A 14,497-nucleotide genomic window follows, 5' to 3' on the forward strand; every position below is an offset into this window, starting at 1 on the left:
CCAGACTGTTCAGTCATTTATTTTCCTTTATGAAGATAAGTACGAAAGATAGAGGTTACACAATTTACACATATTTGTGCAAATTTGGGTATTCAAGTATTGTTACTGTATGTTAGAATAAAAGTGAGGTATCTAATGAATAATACGATATTTGATGATGTATTTCGTACAATGATTGAAAAAATGCCGTATCTGGCAGTACCTTTGATTAATGAAGTGTTCCATACTTCTTATCCGGAGAATGTACCGATTGTGCAGCTGCGCAATGAACATCAGCAGGAAAACGGAGAGATTATCACGGATTCCTGTTTAAAGATTGCTGGTAAATTGTATCATATTGAATGTCAAAGTGTAGATGATACGACTATGGCAATTCGTATGATAGAATATGATTTCTCCATAGCAATCGAAAATGCGCAGAAACAGGGATGCAAATACAGGATGGATTTTCCAAAGTCTTGCGTATTATATTTGAGAAGCGGAAAGAATACGCCGGATTTTCTGGAAATAGAGATGGTACTTTCGGATGAGAACATAGTACATTATCGGGTTCCGACAATGAAATTGGAGACATATACAAGAGACAGTATTTTTGAAAAGAATTTACTGATGCTTCTGCCATTTTATATTATGCGATATGAAAAGGATATTCATGAAATGAGTGAGAATCCGGAAATGTTCCAGAGTTTGCTGAACGACTATGAGGAAATCCGGATAAATCTGGAAAGAGAACTTTCAGGAGCAGATAAGACGGCTTTATACATGAATTTAAATAAACTGATTATAAAAATAGCGGACTATATATGCAGGAATGAAAAAACAGTCCGGAAAGGAATAGGTGAGACTATGGGTGGAAAAGTTCTTGAACTGGAATCTGAAAGGCTCGAACGGCTTCAAAAAGAGGCGGAAGCAGAGGCAAAAGCAATTGGAGAAGCAAGGGGCATGGCAATTGGAGAAGCAAAGGGCAGGGCAATTGGAGAAGCAAAGGGCAGAGTGATTGGAGAAGCAATCGGCGAAGAACGATTAAGCACTTTGCTTAATCGTCTGATTATGGATGGAAGAAGTGCAGAAATACAGTCTGTTGTGACAAATGCAGAGACTCGAAAACGGTTATATAAGGAATATGGAATTCTACCAGAATAAGCACTAAAATAGAGAAAGAAATCCTGAAGCAGAAAATGTAAGCATAATCTGTAAATAATATGTAGAGAAAACGGAGGGATAGAAAATGCTGACATGTATCAGATCAAAACGGCAGAGAAATGCAGCGGAGTATGCTTTAAGAGCTATTCAGTCATCATGCATAAAGCCTTATATTAAGACAATATATCTGTATGGCAGTTGTGCACGGGGAGAAGAGAAATATAGCAGTGATGTTGATCTGTTTCTGGAACTGTCAGAGTCATTCCGCTCCCGGCCAGAGCTAAAAAAATATCTTTATCTTCTAAAATCAGAAGTATCCTCTGAGGAATTGGATGATGCTATGCAACAGAAAGATTTTGAAAATATTTTGCGTACACATAGTCTGAACAGACTGATGAAATTTCTAAAAGGAAATATGGAAGCAGAGTTTTAATAATGTTAAGGTGGAGAATACTCAGGAAGAAATAAAAGGTCAGAATCAAACTGGAGTGAATACTTCCGATAGTACAGGAGAAAATTCAACTGACCAAAATTCTGTTCCGGGTAATTCAGGAGATGGTTCTTCGAATACAGATGATAATGGAAATATGTATACAGAATAATGACACTGAGATTACATAAAAATATTTCTTGCATTTTGTAAATAGTTATGATATGATGCTACTCAAAGAAAAGGGAGTAGCGGCCATCGTTATGAAGAACTGGACTTGTTTTTCCTATAAATGGTACATAAATGCGTCAGAACGGCAGATTAAGAATGCCCGCATTATGATATAATCGGCAAGACTTTTGTTTTAGATATTAAGAGAATAGCTCATCTTATGTCTGAAATGAAAGTCTTTTTCTTTTCTTCAGAAATTTTTAGAAGCAAAAAATTTAATCTTGCCAAATGGTGAAACGGAGGAGAAAAGTGAACGAAAAAGTAAATCCTTTTAAAAAATTACAGAAGCCGGGAAAACATGTGAAACGTATTGTAATAGGAGCAGCAGGGCTGGTAATTATTGCAGGGCTTGCAGGAGATGCTACCTATCAGATCCAGGAGCAGGAACAGGCAGTACTGACAACTTTCGGAGTGCCGAAAGCAGTGGCAGAAACGGGACTGCATTTTAAGATTCCTTTTATACAGAAAGTACAGAAAGTAAATACAACGATCCAGGGATTTCCTATTGGATATAGTATGGGAGATAATTCGGTGGTTGAGAATGAGGGCATTATGATTACCTCGGATTATAACTTTATTGATGTAGATTTCTTTGTTGAGTACAGAATTTTAGAACCGGTAAAATATCTTTACAATTCAGAGGAACCGGAAGATATTCTAAAAAATATTTCTCAAAGCTGTATCCGTACAGTAATCGCAAGTTATGATGTGGATGAAGTACTTACAACCGGAAAAGGTGAAATCCAGAGCAAGATCAAAGAAATGATACTGAAACAGATGGAGGAACAGGATTTGGGAATCCAGCTTGTGAATATCACAATCCAGGATTCAGAACCGCCCACACAGGAAGTTATGAAAGCATTTAAAGCAGTAGAAACTGCCAAGCAGGGAAAAGAAACTGCTTTGAATAATGCTAATAAATACAGAAACGAAAAGCTTCCGGAGGCTGAGGCAGAAGCAGACCAGATCATTCAGGATGCTGAGGCGCAGAAACAGGTAAGGATTAATGAAGCGGAAGCTGAGGTTGCACGTTTTAATGCCATGTATGAGGAGTATGTAAAGAATCCGGAGATCACAAAGAAGCGTATGTTCTATGAGACAATGGAAGATGTGTTGCCGGGAATGAAGATTGTGATTGATAATGGAGATGGAGTGAAGAAGGTTCTGCCGTTAGATTCTTTTACAGGGAACAGTTCAGAGAATCCGACAGAGACACTGAACACAGATCCTGCTCAGGACACACAAAATTTAAATGATTCTGAGAACGAATAATGAAATGACAGAAAATATTTCATATAAAAGGTGTTTTAGTAAGTCAACTACCCATCACCTAAAGGCAGCGGGTTTCCGCCTATGACAAACGAAAGGATTTATTATGAAAGGTAAGAAAGTTGGAATATTAATTGGTGTGGCTGCAGCGGTTGTAGCTGTCGGAGCATCAGTAACAGTAACTCAGCAAAACGAATACAAACTGATCCGCCAGTTTGGTAAGGTTGACAGGGTGATCAGCTCATCGGGAATCAGTTTTAAGATTCCGTTTATAGAGAGTACACAGTCATTGCCAAAGGAAACATTGCTGTATGATCTGGCAGCATCTGATGTAATTACAAAAGATAAGAAAACGATGATCAGCGACAGCTATGTTCTCTGGAAAATCAGCGATCCGCTTAAATTTGCACAGACATTAAACTCTTCTGTGGAAAGTGGTGAGAGCCGAATTAATACTGCTGTGTATAATGCCACCAAAAATGCGATCAGCAGTATGTCACAGGATCAGGTGATCACAAGCCGTGACGGAGAACTGTCTGATATGGTTATGGAGGCAATAGGAACAAACATGGATCAGTATGGAATCGAACTTCTCAAATTCGAAACCAAGCAGCTGGATTTGCCGGATGATAATAAGGAAGCTGTGTATGAACGAATGATTTCTGAACGAGATAATATTGCAGCGACTTACAAGGCAGAGGGAAATTCCGAAGCAAAGGTGATTCGAAATAAAACAGACAAAGAAGTAGCAATCCAGATTTCTGATGCAAAAAAACAGGCAGAGATCCTGGAAGCAGAGGGTGAGCAGGAATATATGAAAATCCTTGCGCAAGCTTATGGAGAAGAGGACAGGAGTGAGTTTTATTCTTTTGTGAGAAGTCTGGATGCGCTGAAGACATCTATGAAAGGTGAGGACAAAACAGTGATACTGTCCGCGGATTCACCGATCGCTCAGATTTTTGAAGGGAAATAAAAGAAAAAAAGTAGCAATAGTACACTCTCAAGTATTTCCAGATTTTTATATAAAATAGATGAGAAATTGACTTTATAAGCAGGTATGAGACTTGACGAACGATATGAATGTGGATATAATAGGTTCAGAAATAAAAAATTGGAATTTTTAACCGGATTTGACCGGCTCGGATATTGCTAAGGAGGAACATTTTATCATGAAAATCGGAAATGATATTTATTATGTAGGTGTAAATGATCATCAGGTAGATCTGTTTGAAGGTCAGTATGTAGTGCCAAACGGTATGTCTTATAACTCATATGTGATCATGGATGAAAAGATCGCAGTTATGGATACTGTAGATGCTGTTATTATATCGGAATCGTTGGAAAATATGGCCCGCAGGTTCAGAAACTTCTGAAAGTAGCAGCAACTCTGGATATCCAGACTATTTGTCCTCTTCATGGTCCGATCCTTACAGAGAATCTGGGACATTACATCGAGAAATATGATATCTGGTCTTCCTATAAAGTAGAGAGCGAAGGTGTTATGATCGCTTATACATCTGTCTATGGAAATACGAAGAAGGCAGTAGAACTTCTGGCACAGAAACTGGAAGAAAAAGGCTGCCCGAAGGTTGTCGTATGCGACCTTGCAAGAGAAGATATGGCAGAGGCAGTAGAGGATGCTTTCCGCTATGGCTGAGGAACTTTGCAAATAAAATCTTCAAATAAAAGCAAATAGCTTATATATTCAAAATAAAAGGCAGCAGGATTAAAAGTTCTGCTACCTTATGAATATTCAGAATCAGCAACTAAACCAATACTGGAAAGCCGGGAGTCTGCGCGGTAAGCAGAAGGAGACTTTCCATATTCTTTCTTGAATGTTTTGGAAAATGCCATCTGATCATCAAATCCCAAAGAGCTGGAAATGGTAGATACAGGAAGTTCTGTCGTAGTTAAAAGACGGCAGGCTTTTTTTAATTTCAGATCCATCAGATACTGCTTGGGAGAAACATTAAATTTCTCATGAAAAATTCTTGTCATATAATTGGGATGAACATTAAATTTTCTGGCAACATCCTGGAGCCTGAGTTTTTCTGAATATTTCATGTCCAGATAAAATTTGATTTCATCAGCAATGGAAATCTTTCCCCAGCTTTTTTCCTGAAAACCTACATCTGCATAAAGATATGATATAATGCGCAGCAGGACACTGTTTGCATAGAAATAACTGCTTATATTATTATTAAAAATAGAAAGAATCTCCAAAATACATTTCTTATATTTCTCAGTATCAAGTCCGTGAAGAACATAGACATCATCGCTTGAGGTCATAAGCTGATATACATACATTTCAGAGTTTATCCCAAGAAAATTTATCCACGCATAACTCCAGGGATCTGTGGAAGAAGCCTGATAAAAAGATACTTTTCCGGAAGGAATGATAAATACATCTCCTTTCTGACACTGAAATACATGCTGGTTAATATGCAGGGCTCCTTTTCCCGACAGAACAAAGTGAATGACATGATAGGAACGGATTCTCGGTCCGTAACTATATCCTGGTGAGCATTCTTCGTAACCGGCACTGTAGATCGCCAGATCAGAGGTAGATTTATAAATCAGGTTGTGTGAGGTCTCTTTATATTCGTCCATGCGTTTATTATATTATAAAAAGTTAGTTTTTTCCATATTCTTATCGGAAAATACTATATGAAAATCAAGCATAATCGTGTTTAATATAAACAGAAGCGCTAGAGAAAAGAAAACCTGATCAGGTGAAAGAACGAATAAAAAAAGAGAAAAAATATTAACGGAGGAATTTTTTATGAGAAGAAAAGTTGTAGCAGCGGCACTTTGTACAGCATTGGCAGTATCCAGTCTTGGTATGGGAAGTATAGCAGTAATGGCAGATGATAATACAAAAATTACAATACTTAATACAAAGGACGAACTTCAGACACAGTGGGAAGAGCTTGCAGAGGAATATGAGAAAACGACAGGTGTTAAAGTTGAAGTATCTGTAACAGTCGGAGATTCTCCTTCTGAAGATATTACAAAAAGATACGCTTCAGGTGAGGTACCAACTATTTTTATGGGAGATGTACAGGATATCCTGATGCTTGATGAATATGCCATGGATCTTTCTGATGAAGAATGGGCAGATATAGGAGGCACAAAGTTTGGCTGTGTTGTGAATGATAAATTAAAAGGTTTTCCATTCTGCATCGAAGCTCGTGGTCTGATTTATAACAAAACTGCTATTGAAGAAGTAACAGGTGAAGAATTTGATCCATCACAGATTAAAACTACCGATGATTTAAAAGCGATTCTTGATAAGCTGGTAGATGGCGGTATGGAAACACCGGTAGCCTTAAATATGGAAGACTGGTCTCTGGGCGGACATTATCTGACTCAGGTATATGAGGAGCAGGATGGAACAGCCAAAGGAGCGCAGGATTTTGTTGACGGAATCAAAGATGGTTCTGTAAAACTGGGTGATAATGACAGGTGGAATTCTTTAATGGATACGTTTGATCTTCTTAAAGAGTACAATATGAACAAAGACAATCCTCTGGCTTCTGATTATGATGAAAATGCTATCAGTATCACAGAAGGAGATATTGCATTCTGGTTTAATGGAAATTGGGCATGGGCTGAGATGTCTGAGTTTGCAGAGGACGATACAGAGTATGGAATTATGCCGATTCCACAGAATGATGCTGATAATGATGCAACAGAAAATCTTTGCGGTGGTGCAACAAAGTATCTGATGATCGATACCAAATATAATGATGAAAAACAGCAGCAGGCAGCAAAAGATTTCTTACATTGGCTTGTATATGATGAAGATGGACAGGATTTCCTTGTAAATAAATGTAATCTTGTACCGGCATTTTCCAATATTGATCTGGAAGTAACGAATCCATTAGGCGCATCTGTACAGAAATATACAGCAGATGAGAAGATCTTTGAAACATTTGCAAACTTACCGGGAGACCACTGGAAAACGCTTGGAGCAGAAATGCAGAAATATTTAGGCGACCAGTGCACAAGAGAAGAACTGGAAGCAAGCATTGAGAGTTATTGGCAGAAACAGTAAGAAAGGGACAGGAGGCTGTGATTGATGAAAAAAAATAACAAATTAAGCAGTAAAGTCGTGACATTTCTGGGATTTGGCGGTCCGTCTGTTATTTTGTTTTCCTGTGTAGTACTGCTTCCATTTATTTATGGTATTTATCTGACTTTTACAGGATGGGATGGAATCTCAAGCAAAATACCATGTGTCGGATTTGAAAATTATTCAAGACTGTTTCAGGATAAAGAGTTCTGGGTTTCTCTTGGAAAAACAATCCTTTATGCATTGATTTCCGTTATTCTGGCAAATGTGGTTGCATTTTTACTTGCTTATCTCGTTACCAGTAAAATTAAAGGAAGTAACTTTTTCCGCGCAGCATTTTTTACCCCGAATCTGATCGGTGGAATTGTACTTGGTTATATCTGGCAGTTTGTATTTAATAAAGGAATTTTAATTATCGGAGAAAAAACAGGAATTCAGTTATTTTCGTCTTCCTGGCTATCAGATCCGGTAAAGGCTTTCTGGGCGTTGATCATCGTCACAGTCTGGCAGCTTTCCGGTTATCTTATGTTGATTTATATTGCCGGTTTGATGGGTGTTTCTGAGAATTTAAAAGAGGCAGCACGTATTGATGGATGTGATGAAAAGAAAACAATGCGCTATATTACTTTGCCATTAATGGCGGGTACATTTACAATCTGCTTTTTCCTCGCAATTTCAAGAGCATTTGTTACTTATGATGTAAACATTTCCCTGACACAGGGAGGACCATTCAATTCTACAAGACTGGCTGCGATGTATGTATACAATATGGCATTCTCAGCAAAAGAATATGGTCTTGGACAGGCAGAAGCCTTGATTTTATTCCTGGTAATTGCCGTAATTTCAATTTCTCAGGCGGTAATGGGTAAACGTAAGGAGGTGGAAGCATAATGGATTTAAACCAGAGAGGATATGTACATAAAAAAGCCGGATTAGCAATAAAAATTATTGTTCTTATCTGTGCACTGGTCGTTTATATGTTTCCATTTGTAATGGTTATCATTAATTCTTTCAAAATCAAAAGAGATATTATTAAGGAGCCTATGGCGCTGATCGGAAGTCATGGAGCGTCTCTGGATAATTACGTGGAAGCATTCCATAAAATGAATTTTATCAGAGCATTCTTGAATTCTCTTTGCATTACAGGTGTCAGTGTTGTGCTGATCATTATTACATCTGCGATGTGTGCATATCTGTTTGTCAGAATGGATTATAAAATAAACAAAATATTTTTCGGACTGATGATTGCTTCCATGGTAATTCCATTTCAGGTTATCATGATTCCACTGGTGTCAATTTACGGAGGAAATCTTCATATCCTGAATCATAGACTGACGCTGATTCTGATGCATGTGGGATTTTCAACAGCACAATCAGTTTTCATGTATCATGGATTTATCAAAAGTAATATTCCAATGTCACTGGAAGAAGCAGCGAAGCTGGATGGCTGTACAAAATATCAGACGTTCTTCAGAATCGTATTTCCATTGTTAAAACCTACCACCGCTACACTGGTAATCTTGTATGCAATGGGTATCTGGAATGATTTCCTGCTTCCATCTCTGGTTCTGACACAGAAAGAATTGTATACGCTTCCAATTGCGACACAGATGTTTTATGGAACATATTCTTCAGATTTGGGGCTGATCATGGCATCATTACTTATGGTCGCAGCACCGGTAATTGTACTGTATCTGTTTTTGCAGAAGTACATTATCGCAGGTGTTGTGGCAGGAGCCGTAAAATCATAACCTGAAAAATTATAAAAAGAGCAGATCCTGTATCAAAATTATGAGTAAATGGTGAAGAGGGTTGAAAATATCCCCCCTGATTGACTAATAGTAATGGCGATACAGGATTACTGTGTATATGGAGAAGCAAAATGAAAAAAATTACTGAGAATAACTATATGACAGTTTACAGCAATCTAAAAATAAACACATGTGTTCAGGAAGAAAATAAGCTTCAGGACGTGAAGATAACATACGTGGATATTGAGATGAAACAACAGGCAGAAGACAACAAGGAAGGTACGATCAGACTGGAATTTGTTTTTCCTGCAACAGATATCAGTGGCAGATGGTTTCCAATATGTAAATTTGACCGTTCTGTAAAAGCAGATTATGATTCTGCTGTGGAATCTATGACGGCAAGTTCCGCGCCGGTTGTATGCTTTTATAATTCTGACGGAATGAACCGCCATACAATCGCTCTTTCAGAAGTACGCCAGAAAGTATTTATGAAGTGTGGAATTCATGAAGAAGATGGAAATATGCTGTGTGTAATTGAAATTCCGGTTACGCAGGGCTTCAGCGAAAAAGATTTGAAAATTACAATCTGGGAATCAATAGAAAGAAAAAAATACTGGGAAGTTCTTGATAAAGTCAGATACTGGTGGGAAGAGACACTGAATATCATGCCGGCAGAAGTTCCTGAGCTTGCAAAGAAACCGATGTATTCCTTCTGGTATTCCCAACACCAGAATATTACGGCAGAGAGTGTAGAAGAAGAAAGTCTGCGTGCTGCCGAAATGGGATTTTCAGCAATTATCGTAGATGATGGATGGCAGACAGAAGATAATAACAGAGGATACGCTTATTGTGGAGACTGGGAACCATCACAGCAGAAATTCCCTGATTTTGCGCAGCATGTAGCAAGGGTACAGGCTATGGGGCTGAAATATCTTTTATGGTTCTCTGTACCTTATATTGGAAAAAATACCAAAGCATGGGAAAGATTTCATGATAAACTATTGAGATATAATGAAAGTCAGCAGGCTGGAATCTTTGACTTGAGATATCCGGAAGTCCGGGAATATCTGAAAGCAATCTATGTAAAAGCAGTAAAAGACTGGAATCTGGATGGCTTAAAACTGGATTTTATTGATGAGTTCTATTTCCAGGAAGAAAGTCCTTCCTATAATGAGCAAATGGATTGTCATGATATACAGGATGCGCTGAATATTTTCCTTACAGATGTTATGGATACTCTGAAAAAAATCCGCCCGGATATTCTGATTGAGTTCAGACAAAGATATATTGGACCTCAGATACGAAGATACGGAAATATTTTTCGTGTAAGTGACTGTCCGGGATCCGCAGTCAGCAATCGAACAGGTACGATTGACCTGCGGCTTTTAAGTGGCAGTACAGCGGTTCATTCAGATATGCTGATGTGGCATCCTGATGAGAAGCCGGAAGATGCAGGATTACAGTTGTTGAGCTGTTTGTTTGCAACTGTACAGATTTCGGTATGTCTGGATCAGATAACGGATGATATGAAGCGAATGTTATTGTTCTGGCTTGGGTTTATGGATGAAAAGAGAGAAATTCTGTTACATAGCCAGATTCAGCCAGAAGAACCGGAAAATCTTTATCCGGAGGTCTGTGCAGAATGTGGAAATGAAAAAATACTGGTGCATTACAGTAAAGGAAGACTGGCAGATTTAAGAGATATTAATAAGAAAATTTATTATATTCACGCTGTAAAGGAAGAAGAGGTATGCTTCAGGTGTAATTCCTCAGATACTCTTAAATATGAAGTACGGGACTGCTATGGAAATTTAATGGAGAGTAACGAAGTGTCGGCTAATCAATTTGTTATAATTTCTGTTCCAACTTCTGGAATGGTTGAATTTACAAGAAAGCTGTGATACCATAAATATAACTTTGGGGGCAAAAAGTATTTTGTCCCCAAAATTCATATGTGGGAGGTTCTACTCTTATTCAGTTTATGTAGCTTAAGCGTACATTTTGTAGAAAGTATTTTCAAACAGCACTGTATTCAAAATTCACAAACATATGGGGGAATGGTATTATGATACGAATGATCGTCAGCGATTTGGATATGACTCTGACTGGAAAGAATGGAGAGATGAGTGTTCTTACGGCTGAAATAATCAGAAGATCACAGCAGATGGGAATCAGTTGGGTAATTGCCACTGGGAGAGGATTCGAAACAGTAAAACCTGTGCTGAAAAAGGCAGATATTGATTTGGATATGATTTTGCTGAACGGGGCAGAATACCGTAGTTGTAATGGAGAAAAACAGTATTATGAGGCATTACCTCAGGACATATGTGAAGAATTAATTACATTTTTTACAAAGAGAAATATTGATCTGGAGATAAATACTTCTGAAGGTAACTATGCTACTGCGCCAAGATTGCTGGATGATTCATCGGATCTTATTCCGTTTCAGGAATATCGGAAGGGAACAGCTTATATTTTGAAGATTTTTGCTTTTTCTAAAGATTATGAAAACATTCAGCAGGCAAAAGAGAAATTAAAAGGCAGAACAGATATACATGTCACTTCTTCAGCTCCCTGGAATGTGGAGATTACTTCTCCGGCAGCTGATAAATTTCAAATGGTAAAACGTATTATAGATGAAAATGCCATATCATCAGAGGAAGTAATGGTGTTTGGCGATGGAGTGAATGATGTATGTCTGTTCAGGGAGTTCTGTCACAGTAGAGCAGTTGCAAATGCAGTTCCGCAGATTATTAACATGGCAGAGAAAGTTGTAGCTGATTGCGAAGAAAATGGAGTAGCCAGGGAAGTAGCAGAAATGTTCAGTATTTCGTTATAGGAAGTGCTAAAAGTGTAGAAAGAAGAAAATAAAAATGCAATGGAAAATCGAAGATGGTATATCTTACTGAAAAAGGAAAAATATATACTTCCAAGACAGCTGCACGACTATTTGAGGCTGAATGTAAAGCGCTAAGCAACTGGACGGAGGAAGAATTATTCTTGTAGCATTACCATTTCTTATGCTGCAATATGCATTTTCAAGCCTGGCTGTTACCGCAGAAAAGCCGAAACTGGGACTGGTTGTGACAGTTACTGCAGGTGTGATAAATATGGTTGGTGATGCGCTTTTTCCTTTATCTTCGCAGGGATTGCCATATTTGGTTCCGCTTTCTTTACAGCCCTCAATGATGGACTTACATTGGCAGTCATTTCATTCCTCAGAACATTTCTGTTTGAATGCGCTTCCGTAATGATCCTGCCGCTGATTCTTGGGCTTAATGAAAAGTTGTAAAGTGGTGATTAAGTACAATACAATGGAGATTGTGATGTAACCGGGAGGTTGCGGATACAGTCAAACACAACCTCCCGCAGAGTGCAGTTGACGTTAACAACATTCACTATCCCCAATCATAATCATGGGAGCAATCTGCATCACTCCGGAGCTGAAGAGAAAGGGCTGTGGCAAAATACGGTTGGACTGGTGTGATTATTTAACCGAATCAAGCAAGTAGCGGAGCGGATGATTTTATCCACTTGACTTGGTGATTCAATGCTCAGCCAATCAATTTCTCATTCACATACTCAAATCCGAGACGTTTCACAGTATCAGCAAACCGTTCTCCAGCGATTCCTTCATCTTTGAAGAGAAGGATTGCTTTCTCTATGACAGTCATTACCTCTTCTTCCTCTGTGAAAATTCTTGTAAGAGCCTGACCGTGTGAGATTCTCTTACCCCAGCGGCCTCCGATATAGATTTTATAACCATTCTGATATTCCGGTACTGCGCCGAAAGGACATTTCCCTTTGCAGCGTCCGCAATGGATACATTCTTCAGGATCAATGTAAAGTTTACCGTCAACTAATTTCGGGACATGGACAGGACAACTTTTTTCAATCTGACATTTCTTACATCCCCGGCATTTCTCAACATCCGGTTTTGGGATCCTCTGACCTATAATTCCCATATCATTCAGATTAGGCTTTACACAGTTATTAGGACATCCGCCAACTGCAATCTTGAATTTGTGCGGGAGCACTACATCGTGATATCCTATATAAAAACGCTCATGGATTTTTTTACTGAGTGCAAAGGTATCGATCAGACCATACTGGCAGGTTGTTCCCTTGCATGAGACAACAGGACGCACTTTGGCTCCGGTTCCGCCTGTCATCAGGCCGTGTTCTCCAAGGAAAGCAATGGCTTTTTCAATATTATCATAAGGAATTCCCTGGATTTCCATACTCAGGCGGGTTGTCATAGTGATCTGGCCATTTCCGAATTTGTCTGCTGCATCTGCAATAGCACGATGTTCATCTGTTGTAATATGACCATTTCCTGTAATGACTCGAATATTAAAAATGTCATCATATCGTTTGTCCTGAAGACATCCCAGACCCTTTACCCGTTTGATTTCCTCGGGACTCAGTTTTGGGTTGTCAGATGTTACTGGCTTTTTCTCATTCATGATTCAGTATCTCCTTTATATAGCCGTTATTGTTCTCTGATGTATACGGTGTTTCTTTTGTTGATTATAGGCTTTATGAATGATAAAATCAATTTATGAGTTTTTATTATACGATAAGTAATGCTTATGAAAAAGAAAACTACACAGAAAAAACTATCTGATATCAATAGAGTGGGAGAGTTTAAAAAGATTATGTTAGATCACAGAACGGAAACGTTTATGGCAGTATGCAATGTTATGAATTACAGGGAGGCGGCAGAGCTGTTACATATTACTCAGCCGGCAGTTACCCAGCATATCCAGTTTTTGGAAAAGGAATATGGCTGCCGTCTTTTTCTTTATGAAAACAGAAAACTGATCAAGACCCCTGCAGCGCAGATGCTGGAGGATTACCTGCGATCGGTTCAGCAGCGTGAAAATTTTCTCAGGGAAAAGATAAAAAACAATGGTCTCCGGGAACTGCGTATCGGTGCAACCAAGACCATTGGTGACTATGTGATCACAGACAGGATTCACGATTTTTTAAATCAGCCGGATACAGCACTGACTCTGATCGTGGATAACACAAAGCATCTTTTGCATTTATTGGAACAAAATACTCTGGACTATGCCATCATAGAAGGATTTTTTGACAAAAACAGATTCGGAAGCCAGCTGTATCGCCGGGAACCTTTTGTGGGGATTTGCTCGAAGGATCATCCCTTTGCAGGCCGTGAAGTATCTGTAGAGGAGATCCTGAAAGAAACTCTGATCCATCGCGAAAAAGGCTCTGGAACGCTGGCTATTCTGGAGGAAAAGCTTCTGGAGCATAATGAATCTTTGGAGCGTTTTCACCGGCATATATGTATTTCCAGCTTTAAGATGATCATCGACCTGATCAAGTCCGGGTATGGAATCTCATTTGTATATGAAGTACTTGCCAAAAGCGACCCGGAGCTTGGGATTTTTACACTGAAGGGTGAGCCCATAGTCAGAGAATTTAATGTTATTTATCTGAAGCATGCAGATGTGAGGGAGAAGATGGAATGGTTTTTGTGACCGCCTGTGCCTGGGCAACTTTTTCCGCAAAGGTATAACAGATCTTGCATGAAAGACACTTGAGTCAGGGGAATTACTTGATTCGGTTAAATAA

General features: G+C 38.8%; 15 protein-coding genes and 1 pseudogene. 14 read left to right on the forward strand and 2 right to left on the reverse strand.

Annotated elements, in window-relative coordinates:
• The first annotated feature begins 135 nt into the window (after positions 1–135).
• From WKT11_RS07890 to WKT11_RS07915, 7 genes and pseudogenes are all read left to right on the forward strand, one after another.
• On the forward strand, positions 136–1,143 hold the full coding sequence (locus WKT11_RS07890) for a hypothetical protein (RefSeq protein ID WP_117844560.1): 1,008 nt from the start codon (positions 136–138) through the stop codon (positions 1,141–1,143).
• Between the two features lie 85 nt (positions 1,144–1,228).
• Positions 1,229–1,576 (forward strand): nucleotidyltransferase domain-containing protein, encoded by a 348-nt coding sequence (locus tag WKT11_RS07895; protein WP_243009883.1) that lies wholly within the window; start codon positions 1,229–1,231, stop codon positions 1,574–1,576.
• Positions 1,577–1,586: 10 nt separating this feature from the next.
• On the forward strand, positions 1,587–1,745 hold the full coding sequence (locus WKT11_RS07900; RefSeq protein WP_207662538.1) for a hypothetical protein: 159 nt from the start codon (positions 1,587–1,589) through the stop codon (positions 1,743–1,745).
• 308 nt (positions 1,746–2,053) lie between these two features.
• Complete coding sequence (gene hflK, locus WKT11_RS07905; RefSeq protein WP_243009882.1) at positions 2,054–3,076, forward strand: FtsH protease activity modulator HflK; 1,023 nt, start codon at positions 2,054–2,056, stop codon at positions 3,074–3,076.
• Between the two features lie 103 nt (positions 3,077–3,179).
• Complete coding sequence (hflC, locus tag WKT11_RS07910; protein ID WP_019160930.1) at positions 3,180–4,046, forward strand: protease modulator HflC; 867 nt, start codon at positions 3,180–3,182, stop codon at positions 4,044–4,046.
• Between the two features lie 196 nt (positions 4,047–4,242).
• Positions 4,243–4,446: a hypothetical protein gene (locus WKT11_RS19980; RefSeq protein ID WP_243098832.1), complete on the forward strand. Its 204-nt coding sequence runs from the start codon at positions 4,243–4,245 to the stop codon at positions 4,444–4,446.
• Positions 4,395–4,727 (forward strand): annotated as a pseudogene (locus tag WKT11_RS07915) (FprA family A-type flavoprotein); the annotation flags it as partial. The gene WKT11_RS19980 and the pseudogene WKT11_RS07915, both read left to right, overlap by 52 nt.
• A gap of 89 nt (positions 4,728–4,816) precedes the next feature.
• On the opposite strand, the gene WKT11_RS07920 reads toward WKT11_RS07915, so the two are convergent.
• On the reverse strand, positions 4,817–5,683 hold the full coding sequence (locus WKT11_RS07920) for an AraC family transcriptional regulator (protein ID WP_117844556.1): 867 nt from the start codon (positions 5,681–5,683) through the stop codon (positions 4,817–4,819).
• Positions 5,684–5,855: 172 nt separating this feature from the next.
• Here WKT11_RS07920 and WKT11_RS07925 point away from each other — a divergent pair, with 172 nt between their 5' ends.
• The 6 genes from WKT11_RS07925 to WKT11_RS07950 all read left to right on the forward strand — a co-directional run bounded on the left by WKT11_RS07925 (position 5,856) and on the right by WKT11_RS07950 (position 12,150).
• A complete protein-coding gene (locus WKT11_RS07925) occupies positions 5,856–7,130 on the forward strand; it encodes an ABC transporter substrate-binding protein (protein WP_117844554.1) in 1,275 nt (424 codons plus the stop codon).
• A 24-nt stretch (positions 7,131–7,154) separates the two neighbouring features.
• Positions 7,155–8,039 carry a carbohydrate ABC transporter permease gene (locus WKT11_RS07930; RefSeq protein ID WP_117844552.1) on the forward strand — a complete coding sequence of 295 codons (885 nt, stop codon included), beginning with the start codon at positions 7,155–7,157 and terminating at the stop codon, positions 8,037–8,039.
• Positions 8,039–8,899 (forward strand): carbohydrate ABC transporter permease, encoded by an 861-nt coding sequence (locus tag WKT11_RS07935; RefSeq protein WP_117844551.1) that lies wholly within the window; start codon positions 8,039–8,041, stop codon positions 8,897–8,899. Before WKT11_RS07930 ends, WKT11_RS07935 begins: the two co-directional genes overlap by 1 nt.
• 131 nt (positions 8,900–9,030) lie before the next feature.
• Positions 9,031–10,800, forward strand: coding sequence for a glycoside hydrolase family 36 protein (locus WKT11_RS07940; RefSeq protein WP_117844549.1), 1,770 nt, complete (start codon positions 9,031–9,033; stop codon positions 10,798–10,800).
• 164 nt (positions 10,801–10,964) lie between these two features.
• Positions 10,965–11,738, forward strand: coding sequence for a Cof-type HAD-IIB family hydrolase (locus tag WKT11_RS07945; protein ID WP_117844547.1), 774 nt, complete (start codon positions 10,965–10,967; stop codon positions 11,736–11,738).
• A 181-nt stretch (positions 11,739–11,919) separates the two neighbouring features.
• Positions 11,920–12,150: a hypothetical protein gene (locus tag WKT11_RS07950; RefSeq protein ID WP_181993256.1), complete on the forward strand. Its 231-nt coding sequence runs from the start codon at positions 11,920–11,922 to the stop codon at positions 12,148–12,150.
• 303 nt (positions 12,151–12,453) lie between these two features.
• On the opposite strand, the gene WKT11_RS07955 is transcribed toward WKT11_RS07950, so the two are convergent.
• Positions 12,454–13,365 carry a 4Fe-4S dicluster domain-containing protein gene (locus tag WKT11_RS07955; protein WP_118516622.1) on the reverse strand — a complete coding sequence of 304 codons (912 nt, stop codon included), beginning with the start codon at positions 13,363–13,365 and terminating at the stop codon, positions 12,454–12,456.
• Positions 13,366–13,536: 171 nt separating this feature from the next.
• Between WKT11_RS07955 and WKT11_RS07960 the strand changes: the two genes are divergently transcribed.
• Positions 13,537–14,403, forward strand: coding sequence for a LysR family transcriptional regulator (locus WKT11_RS07960; RefSeq protein WP_340283671.1), 867 nt, complete (start codon positions 13,537–13,539; stop codon positions 14,401–14,403).
• Positions 14,404–14,497: the final 94 nt, after the last annotated feature.

Origin of the sequence: Blautia sp. HCN-1074 (assembly GCF_037890165.1) — a bacterium.
GTDB lineage: Bacteria > Bacillota > Clostridia > Lachnospirales > Lachnospiraceae > Blautia_A.

What these genes read in the sequence shown, in the direction of transcription:
- WKT11_RS07890 (WP_117844560.1), top strand. Translation starts at nt 136, where the DNA reads ATGAATAATACGATATTTGATGATGTATTTCGTACAATGATTGAAAAA.
- WKT11_RS07895 (WP_243009883.1), top strand. Translation starts at nt 1,229, where the DNA reads ATGCTGACATGTATCAGATCAAAACGGCAGAGAAATGCAGCGGAGTAT.
- hflC (WP_019160930.1), top strand. Translation starts at nt 3,180, where the DNA reads ATGAAAGGTAAGAAAGTTGGAATATTAATTGGTGTGGCTGCAGCGGTT.
- WKT11_RS19980 (WP_243098832.1), top strand. Translation starts at nt 4,243, where the DNA reads ATGAAAATCGGAAATGATATTTATTATGTAGGTGTAAATGATCATCAG.
- WKT11_RS07920 (WP_117844556.1), bottom strand. Translation starts at nt 5,683, where the DNA reads ATGGACGAATATAAAGAGACCTCACACAACCTGATTTATAAATCTACC.
- WKT11_RS07925 (WP_117844554.1), top strand. Translation starts at nt 5,856, where the DNA reads ATGAGAAGAAAAGTTGTAGCAGCGGCACTTTGTACAGCATTGGCAGTA.
- WKT11_RS07930 (WP_117844552.1), top strand. Translation starts at nt 7,155, where the DNA reads ATGAAAAAAAATAACAAATTAAGCAGTAAAGTCGTGACATTTCTGGGA.
- WKT11_RS07935 (WP_117844551.1), top strand. Translation starts at nt 8,039, where the DNA reads ATGGATTTAAACCAGAGAGGATATGTACATAAAAAAGCCGGATTAGCA.
- WKT11_RS07940 (WP_117844549.1), top strand. Translation starts at nt 9,031, where the DNA reads ATGAAAAAAATTACTGAGAATAACTATATGACAGTTTACAGCAATCTA.
- WKT11_RS07945 (WP_117844547.1), top strand. Translation starts at nt 10,965, where the DNA reads ATGATACGAATGATCGTCAGCGATTTGGATATGACTCTGACTGGAAAG.
- WKT11_RS07950 (WP_181993256.1), top strand. Translation starts at nt 11,920, where the DNA reads ATGCTGCAATATGCATTTTCAAGCCTGGCTGTTACCGCAGAAAAGCCG.
- WKT11_RS07955 (WP_118516622.1), bottom strand. Translation starts at nt 13,365, where the DNA reads ATGAATGAGAAAAAGCCAGTAACATCTGACAACCCAAAACTGAGTCCC.